At 54.5% G+C, this 20,178-nt stretch carries 25 protein-coding genes; 18 read left to right on the forward strand and 7 right to left on the reverse strand.

Annotation, left to right across the window (positions count from 1 at the left end; all coding sequences use genetic code 11):
• The first annotated feature begins 16 nt into the window (after positions 1-16).
• The 5 genes from PD282_RS02000 to PD282_RS27410 all read left to right on the forward strand — a co-directional run bounded on the left by PD282_RS02000 (position 17) and on the right by PD282_RS27410 (position 1,864).
• Positions 17-583 (forward strand): phosphotransferase, encoded by a 567-nt coding sequence (locus PD282_RS02000; RefSeq protein WP_274648723.1) that lies wholly within the window; start codon positions 17-19, stop codon positions 581-583.
• A 94-nt stretch (positions 584-677) separates the two neighbouring features.
• Positions 678-929, forward strand: coding sequence for a helix-turn-helix domain-containing protein (locus tag PD282_RS02005; RefSeq protein ID WP_274648724.1), 252 nt, complete (start codon positions 678-680; stop codon positions 927-929).
• A complete protein-coding gene (def, locus tag PD282_RS02010; protein WP_274648725.1) occupies positions 926-1,450 on the forward strand; it encodes a peptide deformylase in 525 nt (174 codons plus the stop codon). Before PD282_RS02005 ends, def begins: the two co-directional genes overlap by 4 nt.
• Before the next feature lie 43 nt (positions 1,451-1,493).
• Positions 1,494-1,619 carry a DUF1861 family protein gene (locus PD282_RS02015; protein ID WP_274648726.1) on the forward strand — a complete coding sequence of 42 codons (126 nt, stop codon included), beginning with the start codon at positions 1,494-1,496 and terminating at the stop codon, positions 1,617-1,619.
• Between the two features lie 86 nt (positions 1,620-1,705).
• On the forward strand, positions 1,706-1,864 hold the full coding sequence (locus PD282_RS27410; RefSeq protein ID WP_420832264.1) for a DUF1861 family protein: 159 nt from the start codon (positions 1,706-1,708) through the stop codon (positions 1,862-1,864).
• A gap of 44 nt (positions 1,865-1,908) precedes the next feature.
• Here the strand turns inward: PD282_RS27410 and PD282_RS02025 are convergent, their stop codons facing one another.
• Positions 1,909-2,256: a hypothetical protein gene (locus tag PD282_RS02025; protein ID WP_274648728.1), complete on the reverse strand. Its 348-nt coding sequence runs from the start codon at positions 2,254-2,256 to the stop codon at positions 1,909-1,911.
• 3 nt (positions 2,257-2,259) lie between these two features.
• Positions 2,260-2,388 carry a hypothetical protein gene (locus PD282_RS02030; RefSeq protein ID WP_274648729.1) on the reverse strand — a complete coding sequence of 43 codons (129 nt, stop codon included), beginning with the start codon at positions 2,386-2,388 and terminating at the stop codon, positions 2,260-2,262.
• A 270-nt stretch (positions 2,389-2,658) separates the two neighbouring features.
• On the opposite strand from PD282_RS02030, the gene corA reads away from it, so the two are divergent.
• The 6 genes from corA (at position 2,659) to PD282_RS02060 (ending at position 8,729) form a co-directional block, all read left to right on the forward strand.
• Positions 2,659-3,609, forward strand: coding sequence for a magnesium/cobalt transporter CorA (gene corA, locus PD282_RS02035; RefSeq protein WP_274648730.1), 951 nt, complete (start codon positions 2,659-2,661; stop codon positions 3,607-3,609).
• Positions 3,610-3,707: 98 nt separating this feature from the next.
• Positions 3,708-4,001, forward strand: coding sequence for an alpha/beta-type small acid-soluble spore protein (locus PD282_RS02040; protein WP_274648731.1), 294 nt, complete (start codon positions 3,708-3,710; stop codon positions 3,999-4,001).
• A 165-nt stretch (positions 4,002-4,166) separates the two neighbouring features.
• Positions 4,167-4,853 carry a response regulator transcription factor gene (locus tag PD282_RS02045; RefSeq protein WP_274648732.1) on the forward strand — a complete coding sequence of 229 codons (687 nt, stop codon included), beginning with the start codon at positions 4,167-4,169 and terminating at the stop codon, positions 4,851-4,853.
• The gene (locus tag PD282_RS02050) at positions 4,850-6,586 is read left to right on the forward strand and encodes a sensor histidine kinase (protein WP_274648733.1); all 1,737 of its coding nucleotides are present in this window, start codon (positions 4,850-4,852) and stop codon (positions 6,584-6,586) included. The genes PD282_RS02045 and PD282_RS02050 overlap by 4 nt, the downstream gene beginning before the upstream one ends.
• Positions 6,587-7,054: 468 nt before the next feature.
• Positions 7,055-7,867: a hypothetical protein gene (locus PD282_RS02055; RefSeq protein ID WP_274648734.1), complete on the forward strand. Its 813-nt coding sequence runs from the start codon at positions 7,055-7,057 to the stop codon at positions 7,865-7,867.
• 514 nt (positions 7,868-8,381) lie between these two features.
• On the forward strand, positions 8,382-8,729 hold the full coding sequence (locus tag PD282_RS02060; protein ID WP_274648735.1) for a VOC family protein: 348 nt from the start codon (positions 8,382-8,384) through the stop codon (positions 8,727-8,729).
• Between the two features lie 454 nt (positions 8,730-9,183).
• On the opposite strand, the gene PD282_RS02065 is transcribed toward PD282_RS02060, so the two are convergent.
• Genes PD282_RS02065 through PD282_RS02075 form a run of 3 tightly spaced genes read right to left on the reverse strand, consistent with a single transcriptional unit; the run spans position 9,184 to position 11,737 of the window.
• Positions 9,184-9,966: an ABC transporter permease gene (locus PD282_RS02065; protein ID WP_274648736.1), complete on the reverse strand. Its 783-nt coding sequence runs from the start codon at positions 9,964-9,966 to the stop codon at positions 9,184-9,186.
• 5 nt (positions 9,967-9,971) lie between these two features.
• Entirely contained in the window at positions 9,972-10,775 is an 804-nt protein-coding gene (locus tag PD282_RS02070; RefSeq protein WP_274648737.1) for an ABC transporter permease, read from the reverse strand.
• Positions 10,772-11,737: an ABC transporter ATP-binding protein gene (locus PD282_RS02075; RefSeq protein WP_274654974.1), complete on the reverse strand. Its 966-nt coding sequence runs from the start codon at positions 11,735-11,737 to the stop codon at positions 10,772-10,774. Before PD282_RS02075 ends, PD282_RS02070 begins: the two co-directional genes overlap by 4 nt.
• Positions 11,738-12,577: 840 nt before the next feature.
• Here PD282_RS02075 and PD282_RS02080 point away from each other — a divergent pair.
• The 3 genes from PD282_RS02080 (at position 12,578) to PD282_RS02090 (ending at position 14,192) form a co-directional block, all read left to right on the forward strand.
• On the forward strand, positions 12,578-13,003 hold the full coding sequence (locus PD282_RS02080; RefSeq protein WP_274648738.1) for an HIT family protein: 426 nt from the start codon (positions 12,578-12,580) through the stop codon (positions 13,001-13,003).
• A gap of 124 nt (positions 13,004-13,127) precedes the next feature.
• Positions 13,128-13,934 carry an aminoglycoside phosphotransferase family protein gene (locus PD282_RS02085; RefSeq protein ID WP_274648739.1) on the forward strand — a complete coding sequence of 269 codons (807 nt, stop codon included), beginning with the start codon at positions 13,128-13,130 and terminating at the stop codon, positions 13,932-13,934.
• Between the two features lie 87 nt (positions 13,935-14,021).
• Positions 14,022-14,192, forward strand: coding sequence for a hypothetical protein (locus tag PD282_RS02090; RefSeq protein WP_274648740.1), 171 nt, complete (start codon positions 14,022-14,024; stop codon positions 14,190-14,192).
• Between the two features lie 34 nt (positions 14,193-14,226).
• Here PD282_RS02090 and PD282_RS02095 read toward each other — a convergent pair whose 3' ends face one another.
• Entirely contained in the window at positions 14,227-14,439 is a 213-nt protein-coding gene (locus PD282_RS02095) for an alpha/beta-type small acid-soluble spore protein (RefSeq protein ID WP_274648741.1), read from the reverse strand.
• Between the two features lie 135 nt (positions 14,440-14,574).
• Here PD282_RS02095 and PD282_RS02100 point away from each other — a divergent pair, with 135 nt between their 5' ends.
• From PD282_RS02100 to PD282_RS02110, 3 genes are all read left to right on the forward strand, one after another.
• Entirely contained in the window at positions 14,575-15,435 is an 861-nt protein-coding gene (locus tag PD282_RS02100) for an ATP-dependent DNA ligase (protein ID WP_274648742.1), read from the forward strand.
• A gap of 257 nt (positions 15,436-15,692) precedes the next feature.
• Positions 15,693-17,033, forward strand: a complete 1,341-nt coding sequence (locus PD282_RS02105; protein ID WP_274648743.1) for a phospholipase D-like domain-containing protein — start codon at positions 15,693-15,695, stop codon at positions 17,031-17,033.
• 270 nt (positions 17,034-17,303) lie between these two features.
• On the forward strand, positions 17,304-17,873 hold the full coding sequence (locus PD282_RS02110; RefSeq protein WP_274648744.1) for a GNAT family N-acetyltransferase: 570 nt from the start codon (positions 17,304-17,306) through the stop codon (positions 17,871-17,873).
• Positions 17,874-17,960: 87 nt separating this feature from the next.
• Here PD282_RS02110 and PD282_RS02115 read toward each other — a convergent pair whose 3' ends face one another.
• Positions 17,961-19,574: a glycosyl hydrolase family 18 protein gene (locus PD282_RS02115; protein ID WP_274648745.1), complete on the reverse strand. Its 1,614-nt coding sequence runs from the start codon at positions 19,572-19,574 to the stop codon at positions 17,961-17,963.
• Positions 19,575-19,711: 137 nt separating this feature from the next.
• Between PD282_RS02115 and PD282_RS02120 the strand changes: the two genes are divergently transcribed.
• A complete protein-coding gene (locus PD282_RS02120) occupies positions 19,712-20,110 on the forward strand; it encodes a YkvA family protein (protein ID WP_274648746.1) in 399 nt (132 codons plus the stop codon).
• The last annotated feature ends 68 nt before the right edge of the window (positions 20,111-20,178 follow it).

The raw sequence follows: 20,178 nt of genomic DNA on the forward strand, positions 1-20,178 counted from the left end.
GCATACCCGGAGCATCGTGCTTGGAAGACTCGGCGACATGCTTGAACGAATGCACCGCATCACACGGGAGACGTTCGGCAAATTGGGCGAAGAATCGCTGCAGCCGCCGTCGTCTTCCTGTCACAGCCTCGTCTTGGAGAACGCCAGGAAACAGCTGGAATATGCCGCCCGGCATTTGGCTCCCTTGGCCCGCCGGGAAGAACGTCTTGCGGCGGCACTCGAAGAAACATACGCGGCGATCGGCCCGCGTGACCGGTTCGGGTTCATCCACGGCGAGCTTGGGCCGGATCACGTACTGGTCAACGGGCGTCTGGAGCCGATGATGATTGATATCGAAGGCGCGGAGTTTTGCGACATCGAACACGAGCACAGCTTTCTCCAGTTCCGTTTCGGCGAATTTTACCGTTACTTGGAGCGGCCGGGACTGGACCCGGAAAGGATGCGCTTCTACAAGCTGGCCCATCATTTGTCCTGCGCTTCAGGCGGCATCAAGCTGCTCCAAAGAGGCTTCCCGAACCGGAAACTGGCCTCGCACATCGCGCATCATAACGCCAGAAGCGCATTACGTTTTCTGGAGAAATAAAAGCGCTTGCCGCCGGTCCGGCCCGGCTGGTACAATGGTTTAGCTAATACCTAATATTTTTAGGTGTTACATAATAAACTGTGGAGTGAAGCTCATGCTCGAATGGATGCTGAGACAAGTGATGGCCCAGCGGGGCGTATGGTCCGGGGCCGCGCTGGCGCGGCTGCTGCAGGAGAAATCGGACTACCGCCTGTCCGCGCCGTCGATCAGCGCGCTGCTGACGGGCAGCCCGAAGCAGATGAAGGCCGAGACGATGGATGCGCTCTGCACGGCGCTGGATTGCACGCCCGGTGATTTGTGGGCGTATACGCCGCCGGCCGGCAGAAGGGGGCTGAAACAAGCATGACGGTCAAAACGATTTTGCCGTTCGGCGATCCGATCCTGCGCAAGAAAGCGAAGCCGGTTGAAGACATTACGCCGAGAATGATCAAGCTGCTGGACGACATGGCCGAGACGCTGCATGCCGCGGAAGGCCGGGCCGGCCTCGCCGCGCCGCAGGTCGGCTTCCTCCGGCGGATCGTCGTCATGGACTGCGGCGACGGGCTGATCGAGCTGATCAACCCGGAGATTATCGCCGCCGACGGCGAGCAGGAAGGCGCTGAAGCGTGCCTGTCGTATCCCGGCTTTGCCGGCATCGTAAAGCGTGCCCAGCGGGTGACCGTCCGCAGCTTGAACCGGCGCGGCGAGACGTTCGAGTTGACGGGCGATGGCTTCCTCGCCCGCTGCATCCAGCACGAGACCGATCATCTGAACGGCGTGCTGTTTATTGACCGCGTTCAGGGCGACAGCCTGTACCATGAGGAGACGAAGCGGCGAATCCCGCTGCTGGAGGTGAAGCGGCTCGCGGGCCAGCCGCCGTCCGGTTGAACGCGAGGGACGCCGGGGGCGGACGCTGAGGGGAAGCTGTCTAATGGCTGAGTCCGTGCTGCTGTTTAAGAACCAGTTCCGCAAGGACGAATGGGGCGGAGTGAACGAGGCCCACAGGCTGAGCGGAGGGAGAATCGGACTGCTCGCCCATCTCGCTTGCATGGAATAAGGGGAAATCCGCCATTATTACGCCGCGGCTTTCACCTACGACCCGGAAACCGGGGAACGGTCGGAGATAAAATCATCGCCGAGCGCATGCAGTTTCCGAGCGGGCCGGCGAAAAGGCCCGATTTGACCGATGTTATTTTCAGCGGCGGACTGATCCGGCTTCCGGACGGGCAGGCGGTGCTGTACTGCGGCATCAGCGATACCGAAGCGCACCGGATGATCATTCCCGATCCTTTTGTATCGTAAAAAACCGGCTTCCGAGCCGTCAAGCGGAAAAAGAGCGCCCCGCTTCAAGAACCTTCCGGGTGCTCTTCCGCCGCGGCGCCGGTAGTACCCAAAATGTTCATGGACCGGATATGCGCCTTCGTCTCCTCCGTACCCAGTTCATACAGCAGTTCGTACGTCAGCTTCAGATGTTCGTCGTAAGCGTCGTTTTCCGAATCGTGATGATAAGCGAGCCCGGGAACCTGCGCCCTGAAGTACGTCTGGGTTTCAAACGTTTCCACCGATTCGAACAAATCGTTCAGCCGCCGGATGTCCTCCGGCGTCGCTTCGATTTCCAGCTCGTAGGCGGCGTCGCCCTGATTCATCAACACCGTCCGCGCCTGCACCGAGACATAATACTTCCGCTTGTCCATTCCTCAGCCCTCCCTGAACAGCAGCCATATCATTGCGCCGACAATGATGATAATCGGAAACAGAACGTAAGCAATTACTATCGGGTTCGCCAGGTACGGGTGCCGGACCGTGGCGTTCGATTGTCGATTCATTTCTTTGTTCTCCTGCCTGCGCATGATGGAAATGGAATACACGAGCGCAAAAACAGATACGATACAACCGAGAACAATTAAGATATTAATCATCATCTTTTTCCGATCTCCCTTGTTCGATGGTGGTCGCTTTCGATGTTAGGTTTCGATTCCGCATGCAAATTTATTCGTACCCGATTCCCATGAACCGTCCAACGTTTATAGGTGAATTGCTTTTCGTATAAGTGCTACAATGGGGCATAAGCCTAAACACGATTGGAGCGCGACGACGTGATTCGGACGATGGTTGTGACCAAGCATCATCAAGTGATCGAGCATACGCCGCCCGAGCGGATCGACCGGTCCGCGGCCAGCTGGTATTGGGTCGACCTGAGCGAGCCGACGGACGAGGAAGCCCGGCTCCTGGAAGAGCATTTTCATTTTCACCCTTTGGCGGTGGAGGACTGCATGGCGTACGAGCAGCGGCCGAAAATGGATCATTACGACGACGTTCATTTTTTCGTGCTGCATGCAATGGGTGAGCAAATCGACGAGTCCGAGGAGGTCGACATGTTTATCGCCCCGGGCTTCCTTGTCACCTTCCACTGGAAACCGCGTCCGGAGATCGAGGAGGCGTGGGAGCGGATATTGGCGCGCCCCCGGTTCGAACCGCACGGTTATTTGCACGCCGCTTATCAGGTGATGGACAAGCTGGTCGACAATTATTTCCCAGCCGTCGAAGCGATCGAGGACGAGCTTCTCGAGCTCGAAACGGACAACGGGGATGCGCCGGTGCAGAAGAAGCTGAACCGGATGTTCGACATCCGCAACAGGCTGCTGAAACAGCGCCGCACGATCGTCCCGATGCGCGAGCTGCTGTACCGGGTCACCAATACGCAGCGGATCGAGGGACTTGGCCATTACAACGCGTTTTTCACCGATATTTACGACCATCTGCTGAAGCTGTCCGAAATGATCGAGGGGAATCGCGAAATGACGACCGATATGCGCGATCACTATATGTCGCTCAGCTCGAACCGGATGAATGCCATCATGAAGCAGCTGACGGTCATTACGACCATTTTCATGCCGCTTACCTTTATCGTCGGCGTGTATGGCATGAATTTCGCCAATATGCCCGAGCTGCGGTGGCACGACGGCTACTATCTCGTGCTTGTGTTCATGTGCGCGCTCGGCATCGGCATGTACCTGTGGTTCAAGACAAAGGGCTGGTTCGATTGATTATGTCGCAGTAGGGCTAGGCGCCGGCGGCCGAATAGCTCTTCTTTTGACTGGACAGGTTAAGCTTAATCGGTCTGGAGAAAAAGGAGGGTTTGCGAGTGGCAAGAAGAGGCAGAAGGCGTTTGCTCGTGCCGGAGGCGCAGGCGCGGATGGACGCGTTTAAGGCCGACGTGATGCGGCGGGAAGGGTATTCGGCCGATCCGAACCGGCCGGACGAAGTCAAATACGAGGTGGCGCGGTCGCTTGGGGTTCCTTTGCAGCCGGGCGGCGGCAACGGGCAGCTGACGACCGAATCGGTCGGCCATGTCGGCGGCAAAATCGGCGGCTCGATGGTGCGCGAGCTGGTGCGTATGGCGCAGCAGAAGCTTGCGGATGAACGCAAACGGCCATAGCTTGGCATCCCACCAACTGCGTTAACTGTTAATGGCATAAATGTGAGGCGCGTTTCTCAACGAAGAAACGCTTTTTCTTTTTCGCACGGTGCTAAGCAGCCATTCATCCTATTTTCATATAGAAGCGGTATAATGAAAGCATCACTTACGGAAGGATGCCTGGTTATGCCGGCTAATATTCTCGTCGTGGAGGACGACCAATATATTCAGGAGCTGATCGCCGAGTTTTTGCGCTCGCAGCAGTACGAGGTCGAGGTGGCGGGGGACGGGGCCGAGGCGCTGGAGACGTTCCGGCACAAAACGTACGATTTGGTCATCCTCGACCTGATGCTGCCGGGAATCGACGGCTACGCGGTGTGCCGGACCATCCGCGAGAAGTCCGACACGCCGGTCATCGTGCTGACCGCGCTTGGAGAGGAGAAAGACCAGCTGCGGGCGTTTGAGGAGCAGGCGGACGATTATGTGACGAAGCCGTTCTCGTTCCAGGTGCTGATGAAGCGCGTGGAGGCTGTGCTGCGGCGCACGAAAGGCGGCCGTTCGGGCGAAGTGCTGTTCGACGGCCGGCTGCGGCTCGACGCCGAGGCGTACAAGGTGTACGTCGACGGCCGGCTGGTCGAGACGACAACGAAGGAATTCGAAATTTTGCAGACGCTGATCCGGAGCGCCGGCCGCATCATGACGCGCGACATGCTGCTCGACAAGGTATGGGGCTACGATTATTACGGCGATTCGCGAATTGTCGACGCCCATATCAAAAACATTCGCAAGAAGCTCGGTATTTCCGTTATCCGGACGGTGAAAGGGGTAGGCTACGCGCTGGAGACCGATCCGCTGGCAGGTGGAGAAGGATGATCAGGCGCCGCGGCGTTACGTACAAAATCTTTATGGTGACGACGCTGCTGCTCGTCGTTTCCGCGCTGCTCATTTATTTGACGCTTTATTTCGTCCTGCCCGGCTATTATAAATCGATCAAGCAGTCCCGGCTGGACAGCGGCGTCAGCCGGCTTGTAAGCAGCATCGAAGACAAACCGTTCTCCGATGCGGTTGCTAAAATGCTGGAGTTCGGCCAGGCGAACAACGCCGTTCTGTTCTTAAGGGATGCGGACGGCGGCGTGTTCCCGGTCAACTTCGCCCGGTATGCGGGACGGATCGTCGGCGACGGCGGCTATCCCGGCTTCCGAAAATTTCTGAAGCAGCCCGGACAGATTCCCGTCGACCGCGACGGGCTGGGCCGGCGGATCTATACGGTCAGCCGGACGATTCATTTCAACGAGAGCACCGAGCCGTTTACGCTTTACGTCGATGCGCCGCTGCAGCCGATCGACGAGGCGAGGGAAGTGATCCTGCGCTTCCTGCCGTACATGCTGATCGCGATTTTGCTGATCGCAACCGCCGGCGCCGCGATTTATTCGCGGCTCATCGCCCGCCCGCTGCTCGGTTTGAACGTCGTCGCCCGAAGGCTGGCCAAGCTCGATTTCACGGACGCAGTGAAGCCGCTCCGTTCGAACGATGAAATCGGCGAGCTCTCGCAAAGCTTAAGCAAGCTGGCCGCCAACCTGCGCTCGACGATGGCGGAGCTGCAGGATGCCAACGCCCAGCTGAAGGACGATATCGAGCGGGAGCGCGAGCAGGAAGCGAAGCGCCGCGAATTCGTGGCGACCATTTCGCATGAGCTGAAGACGCCGATCACGGCGGTCAGCGGCCAGCTGGAGGCGATGATCGGCAATATCGGGGCGTTCCGCGACCGCGACACCTATTTGCGGAAATCCTATAAAATCATGAAGGACATGGAGAAGCTGGTCCATGAAATACTGGACCTGTCGAAGCTGGAAAGCCGCGATTTCCATCCGCTGATGCGGGAGGTCGATTTGGCGGAGCTGGTGCGCGAATCGATCGACAACGTCAGCTTTCTCGCCGAGACGAAGGGCATCCAGATCGAATGCGACCTGCCTGGCGAAGCGCTGACGATTGCCGACGAGCGGCTGATGGCGAAGGCGATTGCCAATATCGTTGGCAACGCCGTGCAATATTCTGGCGAAGGCGACCGCGTGATCATTCGTCTGGTTGGCGAATCCGACGCGGCAGCTTCGCAGTTAACCGGGGCCGAAGCCGGGAATGCGGCGGAAGGCGGAAACGCCGGCGCCGCCGCCCCGGACGGACCGCCGGAAAGCCGCCGGGCCGCTGGCGGGGAGACGGGCAACCAACCCCGGCCGGAGGCGCGGACCGGCTTCGGTTCCGGCGGCGCGGAAGCGGCGTCTCCGCGGACGGACGAGAAGGCGGACCTCGCCGAAAACGCGATATTCCCGCCCGGCTCCGCCGGTCCGGTACCGGCCCTGCAATCATCGGGGCAAGGGGGCAGATTCCGGCTCGAAGTACTGAACACGGGCGCTCACCTCGACGAGGCGAAGCTCCCGCGCCTGTTCGAGCCGTTCTTCCGGCTCGAGCAGTCCCGAAGCCGGGCAACGGGCGGCAGCGGGCTCGGCCTCTATATCGTCAGCAAAGTGCTGGACGCCCACTGCGCCGAATACGGCATCGAAAACACGCCGGACGGCGTCAAGTTCAGCGTCGTCCTGGCGGCGGCTTGACGATTTTGCATTCCATTAAACAGGGGAGGCCACGCTGCCTTCCCTGTTTTTATAATTTTATGCCCAGTCAGAGCACGCATCCTCCAACGGTGCAAGCCCAACCAAAGACTAGCCCTTCACTCCAGTACAATCTCCGTCCTCTATGCAATCCCCCATGCAAGCACGCACTCCTGAATATTCACTTCAAACGCCAACCCAAAGAACGCCCGTGATCCGCTTAACCTGAACAGCCAAGGATCGTTTATTTTGGTCAGGAGGGGTCCCAACCCGCAAATAGACATTCACCCTTTCGCGCGAATTCCAAATCAATTGACAAGCTAGTAAATTTATGGAAAATTAAAGGATATGCCTCCAAATTGGGAATAAAATTTTGGTATCGCGTACTGGAGTAGTGATAAGACCTGACTTGTATAGCAAAGGGGAGAACTTGCATTGAGGCGATTTTGGTCCGGATTCATTTTATTGATCATGATTGTCGTAATCGCCGGATGTTCAACGAATACTGCTGGGCCGGGTAATACCTCCCAAGAGAATGGAAGTCTTGCGGATCAAAATCAACAACCTTTTAACGATCCGTCCAACGGTAGTAAAACGAGCCCTCTTTCCTTGTCCCGATACTTCAAAAATCAATCTTCCGAGACAATTGAACATAATCCGGATCAGCTGGTATGGAAAAATGGAGATATTCGCATAACAGGGGTCAAGATGAAACAAAAAGGACCCGAATCTCAAATTCTGAGTTCCCTTAAAATCCAAAAAGCGGATAAATCCTTCAGCGTGCAGCTTGATCAGAAGTTTTCGGCTATCGACTCGATATCGCTATCTCCGAATAGGAATGTTGTTGCGATCAGTTTATCCAGCGGCGGGGGGTCAACGTTACTATTAATCAGCTTAAATAACGGAGAGAGTGTCGACTTGAATGACCAGCTTGAATCATCGGGAAAACAGGGGGTAGAGTCGGTTCAAACCTATAATTGGTCGCCCGATAGTGAAACGCTTGCTTTTGCATACGGCGATCCAAGCACAAGCAGCATTGGTTTATACAGCCTAAAAAATAAAAGCTTTACTTTCGCACCTGCGGACGCAGCCTATATTTCAACTGCTTATTTGCTGTGGAATATGAAAGGGGACGCTATTGATATCGTAAGTGAACGACCAGCCGACAGGTATAAACTTTACCGATTCGATTTTCAAAAGCAAACGATTCAAGAGCTCGGAGACCTTACGCGCGAAAAGCTTGCCAGCTTGAAGGACTTCGGACCGCATTATATTGGTAAATAGGTTTGTTCATCCTGGATATTTTGCCTCGAACGGCCGTTGACAAGGTGGACAAAAAGCGGCTGCGAAGCCGTATAATGAACGAAAGTTCCTGGCGATAAAAAGGATTCCTTTTCCTGGCGAAGGTAACGTAAAATAGAGGTATCGAATGGGGACCAATCGTGAGGTGATGGTTTTACAAAATGAGAATTGGTTTGGAGATACTGCGTGCCCTTTGTATTTTTTTGATCTTAGGTGCTTTAATGGGCTTCCTGCTAAACAGGGTTTATTCCGCCTTGGGGATAGACTTAAACGATAATGCGTACGATGGGCTGCAATGGATTGCAATATATGTGTTCATTTTTATATTATATCGAAACAAATTACAATTCTCGGGCTGGTATAAAGGGAAAAAGCTTAAAAAGCTTCCGAAATCCTTCACCCTTGTGATGGTTTCGGGTGCCATTATATTGCTGCTCCTTCCTTTCTTGGGGTGAATCGACCAGCTAACATTTCCGACGATAAGGAGTTAGATCCGATGATCAAAGGTTTCGGCGGTGTATTTTGGAGAACCAAGAATCTGGAAGTTACAACAAAATGGTACAGTGAAGTGTTGAAGATTGAAATGGAAGGCTGGAATGGGACTGTAGTCAAACCCGAATTAGGAAATGAGACGGTCTTTTCTTTCTTTACCGAGAATGACAGTTATTTTCCAACCGAACAACAAGTGATGTTAAATTTTCAAGTCCATGATCTGGACGAGATGATTAAGCATCTTGAACAGATTGGCGTACCTCTTGCAAAGGAAAAAGAAAGCAGTGAATTTGGAAAGTTCGTTTGGATTGAAGATCCTGACGGCCGGCTTGTCGAGCTTTGGGAGAAATAACGAGTTTTGGTCATGTGCTGCGAGGACAAGATCCCATGACATCAAGGCTGCCGCTGGCCACGGGTTAATGAACATTTGACACTCGCGTCGTCGCTCTGAATCCGGACTGCGATTAAATGGGGGAATCGTCGCTTACAGCCGCCTTTCCGGTAATGAACTGAGCAGTATACCCGTCCGCACAGACTATCAGGGGCGGGGGATTGGAAGAAAGTTCGTTATGTATTTGTGCAACGAGATTTATCGGCGCGGCGGCGCATCAGTTCAGTCGATCTTTGGTGTGGTGTCGGGATTACACCCGAAATCTGTATGACAGCCTTGGCTTTAAAGAAAAATATGTGATGCAATATATGCGGAAAACACGTTGATCGATAAGGCCGGCCTCAAAGCCGGCCTCAAACGCGGGTACCCGCCGGCCGGGATCCGGCCGCTGCAGGCCGGCATGCCGCCGGCCTCTTCACGATCCCGTGGAGCAGTAATGGCGCACGCCAAACCGCCAGACCAGAAGACACGGCAGCAGAAACAGCGCCCCTGCCAGCGGCAGCAGCATGTAAAGGAGCGGGTGATCGTGCACGCGGCCGAGCAGGTAGAGCAGCGGCAGGTAGTTGACGCAGCCGAACGGAATGACGAACGTGAAGAAGATGGTCACCCATCTCTGGTAAATGTTCAGCGGGTACTGCGCCATCTCGCGGCCGCCGTCGGTGAAAATATTGGCCACCTCCAAGCCCTGAATCGTCCAGAACGACAGGGTGGCGGCCAGCATATAGATGCCCGTGAAAATAAACGTGCCGCCGCCAATCATGAACGCGAGCGTGACGATGCGCCCGGCGTTCCAATCGATCGGCAGCCGCGACAGCGTCCAGACGAGCACCGTCAGGTTCTGCGCCAGCCGGCCGAAGCGGGTAAACTCAAAGTTCGACCCGAGCACCTGAAGGACGGTCGCGCGCGGGCGCACCAGCAGCCGGTCGAAGTCGCCCCCGGCGACCAGGACCGAGAACGAGTCAAAGCCTCGTGCGAAGCATTCGCTGATCGCGCTGGCCAAACCGATGACGGCAAAGACCAGTGCCGCCTCATAAAACGTCCAGCCGCGGATTTGCCCGAACCGGGCGAACAACAGGTACATTCCGGCGAACAGGGTGAATGGCACGAGAAACTGCCCCGTCGTCATCAGCCAGAACGAAGCCCGATACTGCATCTGTGACCGGAACAAAATCGTGACATAGCGGAAATACAGACGCATGCGCGTTAACCTCCCTGAACGACAACCTGGCGAAGCGCCTTGCGGAGCAGCCATTTGCCGATTGTGACGAGCGCGAACAGCCAGCCGAGCTGCGCCGCCATTCCCCACAGCGCTTCGGCCGAACCAATCTGCCCCGAATAGACGCGAAAAGGAAAATCCGCCGTCCAGCGGAATGGCAGCGCATAGGTGACCTGCTGCAGCCATTGCGGCATGAGCGGCACGGGGATGACCATCCCGGCGAGAAATTCCCCGGCTACCGCGAACAGCAGCGTGGAGCCGGTCGGGGACATTGTCCAGAAGACCGAAATGTAGATCAGCATCGAGATGGCGACCAGAACCAGCAGGCCGAGCACCAGCGCACCGACAAACAGCAGGAGCGCCGCGGCGTCCGGAGGAGGAATAAGCCGGAACGGGCGCGGAAGCACGGCCGCGATGACCAGAATCGGCAGACACCGCAGCAGCGCGCTTGAGAGTCTCATCGCCAGCAGCTTGGCATACCAGAATTCGTAGATGCCGCAGGGCCGGCACAGCTCGTAAGCGATGTTTCCTTTCGTAATCAGCTGGAAAATGTCGCTGTCGCGGTACCACAGCATGATGAATACCAGAAACGCCTGCTGCAGCCAGATGTAGGCCGTGACCTCGCTCAGGGACATCGGCGCGGGCGTCGACGCATGGCTGTAGAACGCCGCCATAATCATGATAAACAGGAAGCCGAAAAACATCTGCGTGCTCACGCCGGCCAGCGCCGCCGCGCGGTACTGCAGTCCCGTCGCCATGCGCAGCCGCCATACCGAATAGTACGTTCTCATAGCTCGTGCTCCTTGTACAGCTGCACGATCAGATCGTCGACCGGCGCTTTGTCGATTGCGATATCGATCAGCTCGACCTGCCCCGACAGCCGGGCGATCACCTCCGAGATGCGGTCGCGTCCGTTCACAGCCAGCACCGTCCGTTCAGGAGACCACGATAACAGCTCCGTGCCGGGTACGCTCAGCGGCTGCCGGCTCGGCTCGTGCTCGACGGTAATCGTGCGGCGGTTTCCGTACTGTCCCCGCAGCGCGTTCAGGCTTCCGTCATAGAGCAGCTTTCCTTTGCCGATCATGAGGATGCGGCTGGCCACCGCTTCGATATCGCTCATGTCGTGCGTCGTGAGAATGACGGTGACGCCCTTTTCCTCGTTGATTTTGCGGATGAACTTTCGGACGGCGATTTTGCTCACGGCGTCGAGTCCGATCGTCGGCTCGTCAAGAAACAGAATCCGCGGCCCGTGCAGCAGAGAGGCGGCGATTTCACAGCGCATTCGCTGGCCGAGGCTCAGCTGGCGGACCGGCGTGTGCAGCAAGCTGTGCAGGTCCAGCGTATCCGCGAGCATCGCGAGGTTGCTTTTGTACACGGCGGCGGGGATGCGATAGATGTCCCGCAGCAGCTCGAACGAATCGATCACCGGCACATCCCACCACAGCTGGCTCCGCTGGCCGAATACGACCCCGATGTGCTGCACGTAAGCGGCGCGCTCCTTCCACGGGGTGTAGCCCATAATCGAGCACGCCCCGCAGTCCGGCACAAGAATGCCGCTCATCACCTTGATGCTGGTTGATTTACCCGCCCCGTTCGGGCCGATATACCCGACGATCTCGCCTTCCCCGATCGTGAAGGAAATTTCCCGGAGCGCCTCGACGATTCGGTATTCGCGGACAAAAAGCGCCTTCAGCGCCTGACGCACCCCGGCCGACCGCTGCGCGATTTTAAAGGATTTGCCGATGCCTTCCATGCGGATCAAGTTTATTCGCCCTCCTTTTTTTCGAATGGCCGAACAGCCGGATAAACCGGCCTTTCCTTTAGATTAAAAAATATAGCCAAAATCCGAAAAAAAGTATAGACTTATAAAAATCGCGGAGTTATAATACTATTATAGAAGGCGAATACAGCCTGATTCTGTTAAAATCCATCAAAAATGACAATACGACTAGAGCCGTGAGAGGTTCTCGAGTCGTTTTTTACTTTTTATGGAACTTTTTGGCGGTGCGGCCGTTGGCCGTGACCAGCCGGCAAGAACTTCCGGCGGTTTTTTGCGGGGGATCAGGTATCCATAAGGCCGGCGCTCTTCAGGGACGTCCTTTTCATGCTGGGCGCGGGGAGCGGCGGTCCTTTTCTATTTTTCAATGCTAAGACGAAGACGAAGTTAGAAAGAAGCGACATTCATGATCGTATGCCCTTACTGTGACAAAAAAGTCGAGATCCAAAACGGCAAATGCCCGGTGTGCGAAAACAACCTGCACGAGATCGGATGAGGACTATACGGAGAGCAGCTCCGATATGAGCGTCATGGAATTGATCGAACATAACTTTAAATGCGCCAAATGCAAATCAAACGAATGCGGAATAAAAGAAGTTTCGATGACGGGGCGGGCTTGAGCAAGATCCTCGACATTGAGTACAACCATTATTTGTTCGTGCCTGCTTATCCTGCGGATTCGTCGAGGTCTATGACCCGGATGTTCTATATGGGCGTAAGGCGGGGAGTATCGGGACGATCATGGACATTTTATTCAGCCGTTAAATATGACAATGGACTGTGCAGCCTGCTTATGTTTAAAGTAGGGGGATAAAAATGCCGAAAAGCCAGTGTTTAGGATGTAAGCTTGCAAATAAAAGAATAGAAACAAACACTGTTTATGAGACCGATTTGGTTGCTTGTATTCTCGATATCGCGCCATTAAACGAAGGCCATATACTCATACTTCCTAAACAGCATTACCATGATGTCGATGACTTGGACGAAAATACTGCCAATGAAATTATGAAGGTATCCTTAATGTTCGCAAGGTTACTCAAGGAACAATTTCGTCCGGATGGAATAACGATCATTCAAAACGGCGGTTTATTTAATGACTTAACACACTATCATATGCATGTCTTCCCACGCTACAGATCGGATGGATTTGCCTGGGTTGAACCGAAGGATACGACTAATGCTAAAGGACGATTAAACGAAACCAAAGAAAAGTTGGTAAAATTGATAAGTCAACATTGTTAAGGAATTTATCAAAGGAGGCGGTTTTATGGTTAGCAAAGTCACGTCTGGAGCGGGTAACAAAACGAGGGGAGATCGCATAATGGCCCGGTAAACTGCGGGAATCCCCTTGAAAGGGGCAGCATTTTTGAATAACAATGAACATGAAGATCCGCGTAAGAACGAAGAAGTCGTACTGTCCGCGGAAAAATCGGTGGCTCGGCAGGGGGACGTTGTGCTTCGGCCTTCCGGTCCCTGGACACCTCATGTGCACGCTTTATTGCGTGATTTAAGAAAACGTGGCTTCACGTCCGTACCGTCCATTATCGGTTCCGGATTGGATCAAGAAGGCCGCGAAATGTTGAGCTATATCGAAGGCGAATTCGTGCACCCCGGCCCTTGGAGGGACGAGGCGATCGTGGAAGTCGGCCGGATGCTGCGAAGGCTTCATGATGCGTCAGCACAGTTCAAGCCTGCCGCCGATGCGGTGTGGAAGCCTTGGTTTTTGCGGGATCTGGGCGGATCCAATCGGGTTTACAGTCACGGTGATGTTGCGCCTTGGAATATGGTCACCCGTGATGGCATGCCCGTTGCGTTAATCGATTGGGAATTCGCCGGACCTGTCGATCCCATGGTCGAGCTTGCCAGAGTATGCTGGCTGTTTCCTCAGCTTCATGACGACGATGTTGCCGAAAGGGTAGGCTTGCCTTCTCTTCAGGCACGAGCGCGGCAGCTTCGCCTGCTCGCCGATGCTTACGGCGCTAGTCCCGCCCAGCGGCACTCATTATTCCACCTCATCCTGGAGGTTGTTGTACGCGAAACCGCCGAAGAAGCGATCGAGATGCAAATCACTCCGGATCGCCATGGGCCGCTTTGGGGGATCGCCTGGAGAGCGCGTGCGGCGGCATGGATTTTGCGTAACCGGACCGTTTTGCAAAATGCGCTTGAGCAATAAGGTCCATCATCCGTTTGCGATCGTGTCACGACGAAGGCTGCCGATTTGGCAGCCTTTTGTTCGCTTAACGGGATATAGTATTGTTTTTTGTTCCATGCGACAAGGGATTTACCTGCTGAAGCGGTGTCGGTTCTTGAAACCCTTTATGGCGTGAAAACGGTGGAGGAGATCGCAGAACGTATGGCTTGGGCTGACGAATTATTTGAAAAGGCTGTTACCGAAGCTGAAACATTAATCTCAGCATCTTTTTCGTCATAATAAAGGCCCGCCAGGGTCGACGGGCCGTGTGTCTCTAGAATCTGCCGCCAAGCTGCTGTTCGGCAATTTGGATCAATTTGCGGGTGATGTATCCGCCAAGGGCGCCGGCATCGCGGGTTGCGATGTTGCCGTAGTAGCCGTCTGCCGGAATTTGAATACCAAGCTCCTGCGCAGCCTCGAATTTCAGTTGATCGAGCGCATGACGCGCTTGCGGGACAACAAGCTGATTGTTTCGGTTTCTGGCCATCGATTATGCACCTCCTGAATGTAAAGATATTATGCGGAACATTCATGAACGTTATACATCATTTACCTGATTTCAGCGGCTTTCCGAAGTGATACAATCTTTTGAAATGGGGATTGCAGGACGGAGGAAGGCTTGATGTTTATTTCGCCGATGCTGACTGGCACACGGGAGGAACCGTTCGACGACGAACGGTTTGTTTTTGAACCCAAAATCGACGGCCACCGATTGCTGCTGAGCCTCGAGCCCGGGCGCCGCGTTCAGCTGTTTACCCGGCACGGGAACGAGGTCACCCGCCAGTATCCGGAGCTGCAAAATGTGCCGGTCGACGGCGGCGGCGTGATTCTGGATGGTGAAGCAGCTTACGTGAATCCGGATACCGGCCAGGTCGAATTTGAAACGCTGATGGAGCGGTTCCGGATGACGAAAATTCCTAAAATCCGGGAAGCCAGGCAGCGGATACCCGTGCGCTATTTTGTGTTCGATGTGCTGCAGTATAACGGCCGCGATCTTCGAAGCCGCCCTCTGACCGAACGTCGAAAAATTCTCGACGAAATTCTGACGGAAAACGCATATTACAGCCGCGTGCTGCAGGTCGACGGCCGAGGAAACGAATTGTTTGATCTTATCCGTCAACGCGGCCTTGAAGGAATCGTTGCCAAAGAAAAGTACAGCCGCTATGTCAGCCGGCGTTCCGACCGGTGGCAGAAGGTGATCAACTATCAAACGGCGATTGTCGAGCTCGGCGGCTACCGCAAGCATCAATTCGGCTGGCTGGCCCAGGTTGATGGACGGCCGGCAGGGATGATCGAGCTCGCCGTTCCCGCGGGACAGCGCAAGGCTTTTCACGAAGCTGCAAAAAAGCTCGCGACCGGCGAGGATCGGAATTATGTCTATATCGAGCCGCGGCTGCGCGCAAAGGTCCGATTCCGGAATTGGACGAAAGCCGGCATGCTGCGGTCCCCTGAATTTGTGGAATTCGTGGAATTTGTGGAATGACGGATTACCGCCTACCGGATATGTGAGGCAGGCGGCTTTCGTATCCTACATACCCTTAATCATTAACCCCCTTCATTGTGATCCCCCGCGCGGATAGATAATCGGGACGGCATAGGGGCAGGCTTGGCGCCGCGTATATTTCCCTCCAGTCCGTCCATATTTTAAAAACCTTCCTGAAAGTTAAAGGATTTTCCAGCCCGATAAAAGAACAAGTACTTAGCGGTACGCGTCCGCCCGATATCGAGGAGGCGTTTTTCATGACGGATGAGTTGGGCTTTAGCGATTTTGCCATCCCTTACGCTCGCGGCGCATCATACCCCGTCCGCTCCGGCAATGTTTTGCGGCCGCTCATCGACGGGGAGCCTGCATTCCGCCGGGTGTGCGAGGCGATTGAACAGGCGAAGATCAGCGTCTGGGCGACGGTCACGTTTATGTGGGCGGCATGTCAAATGCCGGACGGAAGAGGCTCGCCGCTCGACGTCCTGAGTCGGGCTGCCGAGAGAGGGCTGGACGTTCGCATCATTTTTTGGCGCCCCGATCCCGAAACGGAATATTTGGAAACAAACGCTTTTTGGGGAGCGCCCGAACACGTTGAACGGTTGAAAGAATGTTCTTCGTCCCTTCGTATCCGATGGGATCGGGCTCAGCCCGGATACTGTCAGCACCAGAAGTGCTGGCTTATCGATGCCGGTACGGAAACGGAGACGACGTTTCTTGGCGGGATCAATCTCAACCCCCACTCCGTAGTCGCACCCGGCCATCGCGGCGGCAAAAACCAAAACCATGATGTATACATAGAGCTCGCGGGTCCTTCCGCGGTCGACGTCCATCATAACTTTGTCCAACGCTGGAATGAAGCAAGCGAGCGGCATTTGGCCGACGGCCGGTGGGGGGCAGGCAGCGAGTCCGACCTTCCTTTTCCGGCAAAAGTGCCCGAGCGAAAGGGAAACGCCATCGTTCAAATTCAACGGACGATTCATCGCGGCCGGTATTCGAACGGGCATGCCGCGCCTCAAGATGCCGCATATTCAATTGAAGACGGGGAACGGTCGAATTTGGAGCAGTACTGCGCGGCGATCGGTGCTGCCCGGCGTTCCATTTATATCGAGAACCAGGCGATCGACGTTCCGGAGATCATCCGGTGTTTGCGCCATGCATTGCAGCGTGGGGTGGAAATTGCAGTCTTGATGCCGGCAGAGGGGAAACTCCATGAACTATTTGCCGACCTTGCGGCTTTCGATAATTTCACCTTGGCGGGAATTGCCGGATTAGGCGACGATGGCAAGCGGAATCCGGTCTGGATTCACGCCAAGCTCATGCTTATCGATGGAGAATGGGGCACCGTCGGCTCGTGCAACCTGCATCGCTATTCGCTTTTCGGCAACAGCGAATTGAACGCGGCTTTTTGGGACCGGGAGACGGCGCGCGCGCTGCTGGCCGAATTGCTTCATGAGCATCTGGACCGGGATATTTCCGGGCTTAATGATCGTGCTGCGCTGCAGCTTTTCGGTGAGATTGCCAGACACAATCGCCGGCTGTTTGAACGGGGGGAGAGCAAGTGGCAGGGCCTCGCCTTCAGTCTTCCGCCGCTGTCCTGAAGCTCAGGGCTTTGAAAAGGGGGGACATCAAAAAAATGTCCGAACAATTGAACCGGGAAATACTCGATGAGCTGAAGAATATAAATCGGAAACTGGATACGTTAAGCAAACCGAAAGGGTTATCGGCTTCTACCAAGCTTATTGCCGTCATCATTGGGTTTACCGTTATAGACCGCTTATTTTGATTGCCATTGCATTGATCAGCAGCATGGTTCGAAATTGAAGCATTATTGGTTACCAGACACGAATTCCTGACAAGGGAGGGCCAACATGTTAGATAAAAGCCTGGAGTGGTATAGGATTATTCTTAAGCGAGAAACAGGAGCTCCAATTCCGCAAGCGGCTTTGCCAAAAGGATATTCGATCGTAACGTTCCAGACGGGTGATGAAGAAGCGTGGGGGGAGATTGAAACATCCGTCCTGGAATTTGATGAAAAGGATGCGGCGGCGGACTATTTTACGAAAAACTATATCCCATATGAGAATGAGGTGAAACGAAGAACCTTGTTCATTCAAGCGGATTCTGGCGAGAAAATAGCCACCTTTACGGCTTGGTGGAATTATACGGGTATTCGTCGGCATCCGTTTGTCCACTGGGTTGCGGTAAAACCGCAATATCAAGGAAGAGGGTTAGGCAAGGCTATCATTGCGGCAGGGGTAAGACACATGATTGAAATCGAAGGCGACAGCGTGATGTATATACCCACATCAACCTGGTCTCACAAAGCGATTAGGCTGTATCGGTGGGCTGGATTTGAATTCGAGCTTCATGAACCGGCTCCCGGAGGATTTGAGAATCAGACTAAACAAGCGATTAATCTGATTAAAGACCGCATGTAAGCATACTTGAGAGCCCGGTCATCTGCCGGATGAGAAGCTTAAACCTTAGATCATTGAGGCACGCGGCGGCTATTTGATATATAGGGATTAATCGTCCTTAACCGAATCGGGCGATTTCAGCCCTTGATACAGCGCATTCAGCAGATCGTGGTCCGCTGTATCCTGACTTAATTCCCATACCATAGCTCCCGCCAGGCCTTGTTTTTTAATAAAAGCCGCTTTGCTGCCGATGGATTCCGGGTCCTCGTAGCTGATGAAGCTGGATCCGTTATACAGGTAGGGAACCCGGGAGCTTTCCCGGACATACCGGGTATACCCTTTTCCCGAGAAAAGAGAAGCAATTTGGGAATAGGGAAGAACCTTCCCGCCGCTGAACGTCTGATACAGCCCGTTGTTCGCCTCTCGAACGTTGTCGTAGCGGTAGCCATAGAAAGGAACGCCCATCATCAGCTTGCCTGCGGGCACTCCCCGGTTGAGATACATTTGCACCGCATCATGGACATTGCCGGCTGCCGGGCCGCCGCCGGGATCCTTGTACAAAGGCGCGTTCAAGCCGGTCGTCGAATCCCACGTTCCCTGAAAATCGTACGTCATGACGTTGATGTAGTCCACGATTTTCTGCAGTTTGTTCAGTTCTACATTATTCGCATAGCCCGGACCCGCTGCGCCCGCAAAGCTGAGCAGATAGCTTTTCCCGTCCTTCGCTCCTTGTGCATTCAGCTTCCTACGCAGCTCCTGCATCAGATAGGTAAAATTCCGCTTATCCGCCGGTCTGCGCACGTTATCCGGCTCGCCGCCGTCCACTGGATATTCCCAATCGATGTCAACGCCGTCAAAACCGTATTTGACGATAAACTTCACGCAGCTGTCCGCGAAAGCCGTTCGGGATGCTTTCGTTCGCGCGGCATCGGAAAACCGGCCGGACCACGACCAGCCTCCGACTGAAATTAACGTTTTCAAATGGGGGTAAAGCTTCTTAACCTTCAACAGCTGATTGAAATTGCCATGGAACGGATCTCGGGGCGAATCGTTCGGATAAAGGTGTTCGATATCGGCATAAGGGTCGCCCAGGGCGATTTTAAGATCGGGACCGATCGTTGCGAAAGCGTAGTTGATATGCGTCAGCTTGCTTCCATCCAATTGGGTCACTCGATTGCCGCTGTATGCCGTCCAGCCTGCATAATAGCCGATCACTTTTTTGCCGTTAGCGGATTTGATGCCGTTGTCTTTTCGGCTCGCGGAGGATGCGGCTTGCGCGGCCCTTGTCGTAACGACGACGGTTTGGCTGGAGACAGGCGTATAACCGGCCCCCAGGCCCGATTTGACATAAAAGAGGTATGTACGGGATGGAGAGAGCCCGGTAAACGTATAGTGAGATGTCGTTGTTGTGCCCACAGCTGCCGAATCTTTGTAAACCGTATAAAATTCGGGATGGTTGGCATTCGGCGGGTTCCAGGACAACGTGACCGTTGTATCCGTACGGCCGACGGCTCGAAGTCCGGTCAGAGCGTCCGGAGCGCTTGGAGCATTAGAAGCAGCCGGAGCCTGATCATGATGTACAAGGGATGAAAGATAGATCGCGGCCAAAATCGATAGGAAAGAAAGGATGATCGAACCAATGAGGAGATATATTCGAAGAAGCCATTTTTGCCGAGAACCATTTTTGGACTGCACCCCAATACCTCCGTGATGTAGGATCATGCTGCGTATCGTGAAGCGCCTCTATCACATTTTCTCATTATACCAGCAGCCGGGCGTCTATGACTCAGGTATCTATTTCCTGAGCGTTCTATCGTTTATGATGGAGTCATGACATTCACGTACGGTGGGGATCGATTATGCGCCAGGTAAAAGCGATCGATAGAGTAAAAGCGAAGGCGAGAGAGATCAAGCGGAATCTATTCGTTCTGTATCTTGCGTATAAGGACCCTCGGGTACCTTGGTATGCGAAGCTAGTAGCAGTCTGCGTGGCAGCTTACGCCTTCAGCCCGATAGACCTCATCCCTGATTTTATACCGGTCCTTGGCTACCTCGATGACCTGATCATCGTCCCGTTAGGCATTACACTTGCTCTGAAGCTGATTCCGCAAGACGTAATTCAGGATTGCAGGGATAAAGCGGAGGAGATCCGGAACAACGGTAAACCCAGGAATTGGGTAACCGGAGCCTTGTTCATCATGATTTGGATAGGGCTTGCATTTTGGGTCGGTTCTATTATTTATAAGTTTTTTGCTTAGAGTCTCAGCTTTAACGTAAAATTCCTGAATTGAAAGAGGGGGCGCCTGGCCCCCCGGCTTCTCACACA

It is taken from the genome of Paenibacillus humicola, from assembly GCF_028826105.1.
Classification (GTDB): domain Bacteria; phylum Bacillota; class Bacilli; order Paenibacillales; family Paenibacillaceae; genus Paenibacillus_Z; species Paenibacillus_Z humicola.

What these genes read in the sequence shown, in the direction of transcription:
- PD282_RS02005 (WP_274648724.1), top strand. Translation starts at nt 678, where the DNA reads ATGCTCGAATGGATGCTGAGACAAGTGATGGCCCAGCGGGGCGTATGG.
- def (WP_274648725.1), top strand. Translation starts at nt 926, where the DNA reads ATGACGGTCAAAACGATTTTGCCGTTCGGCGATCCGATCCTGCGCAAG.
- PD282_RS02015 (WP_274648726.1), top strand. Translation starts at nt 1,494, where the DNA reads ATGGCTGAGTCCGTGCTGCTGTTTAAGAACCAGTTCCGCAAGGACGAA.
- PD282_RS27410 (WP_420832264.1), top strand. Translation starts at nt 1,706, where the DNA reads ATGCAGTTTCCGAGCGGGCCGGCGAAAAGGCCCGATTTGACCGATGTT.
- PD282_RS02025 (WP_274648728.1), bottom strand. Translation starts at nt 2,256, where the DNA reads ATGGACAAGCGGAAGTATTATGTCTCGGTGCAGGCGCGGACGGTGTTG.
- PD282_RS02030 (WP_274648729.1), bottom strand. Translation starts at nt 2,388, where the DNA reads ATGAATCGACAATCGAACGCCACGGTCCGGCACCCGTACCTGGCGAAC.
- PD282_RS02045 (WP_274648732.1), top strand. Translation starts at nt 4,167, where the DNA reads ATGCCGGCTAATATTCTCGTCGTGGAGGACGACCAATATATTCAGGAG.
- PD282_RS02050 (WP_274648733.1), top strand. Translation starts at nt 4,850, where the DNA reads ATGATCAGGCGCCGCGGCGTTACGTACAAAATCTTTATGGTGACGACG.
- PD282_RS02055 (WP_274648734.1), top strand. Translation starts at nt 7,055, where the DNA reads ATGATTGTCGTAATCGCCGGATGTTCAACGAATACTGCTGGGCCGGGT.
- PD282_RS02060 (WP_274648735.1), top strand. Translation starts at nt 8,382, where the DNA reads ATGATCAAAGGTTTCGGCGGTGTATTTTGGAGAACCAAGAATCTGGAA.
- PD282_RS02065 (WP_274648736.1), bottom strand. Translation starts at nt 9,966, where the DNA reads ATGCGTCTGTATTTCCGCTATGTCACGATTTTGTTCCGGTCACAGATG.
- PD282_RS02070 (WP_274648737.1), bottom strand. Translation starts at nt 10,775, where the DNA reads ATGAGAACGTACTATTCGGTATGGCGGCTGCGCATGGCGACGGGACTG.
- PD282_RS02075 (WP_274654974.1), bottom strand. Translation starts at nt 11,737, where the DNA reads ATGGAAGGCATCGGCAAATCCTTTAAAATCGCGCAGCGGTCGGCCGGG.
- PD282_RS02080 (WP_274648738.1), top strand. Translation starts at nt 12,578, where the DNA reads ATGCCGAAAAGCCAGTGTTTAGGATGTAAGCTTGCAAATAAAAGAATA.
- PD282_RS02095 (WP_274648741.1), bottom strand. Translation starts at nt 14,439, where the DNA reads ATGGCCAGAAACCGAAACAATCAGCTTGTTGTCCCGCAAGCGCGTCAT.
- PD282_RS02100 (WP_274648742.1), top strand. Translation starts at nt 14,575, where the DNA reads ATGTTTATTTCGCCGATGCTGACTGGCACACGGGAGGAACCGTTCGAC.
- PD282_RS02105 (WP_274648743.1), top strand. Translation starts at nt 15,693, where the DNA reads ATGACGGATGAGTTGGGCTTTAGCGATTTTGCCATCCCTTACGCTCGC.
- PD282_RS02110 (WP_274648744.1), top strand. Translation starts at nt 17,304, where the DNA reads ATGTTAGATAAAAGCCTGGAGTGGTATAGGATTATTCTTAAGCGAGAA.
- PD282_RS02115 (WP_274648745.1), bottom strand. Translation starts at nt 19,574, where the DNA reads ATGATCCTACATCACGGAGGTATTGGGGTGCAGTCCAAAAATGGTTCT.
- PD282_RS02120 (WP_274648746.1), top strand. Translation starts at nt 19,712, where the DNA reads ATGCGCCAGGTAAAAGCGATCGATAGAGTAAAAGCGAAGGCGAGAGAG.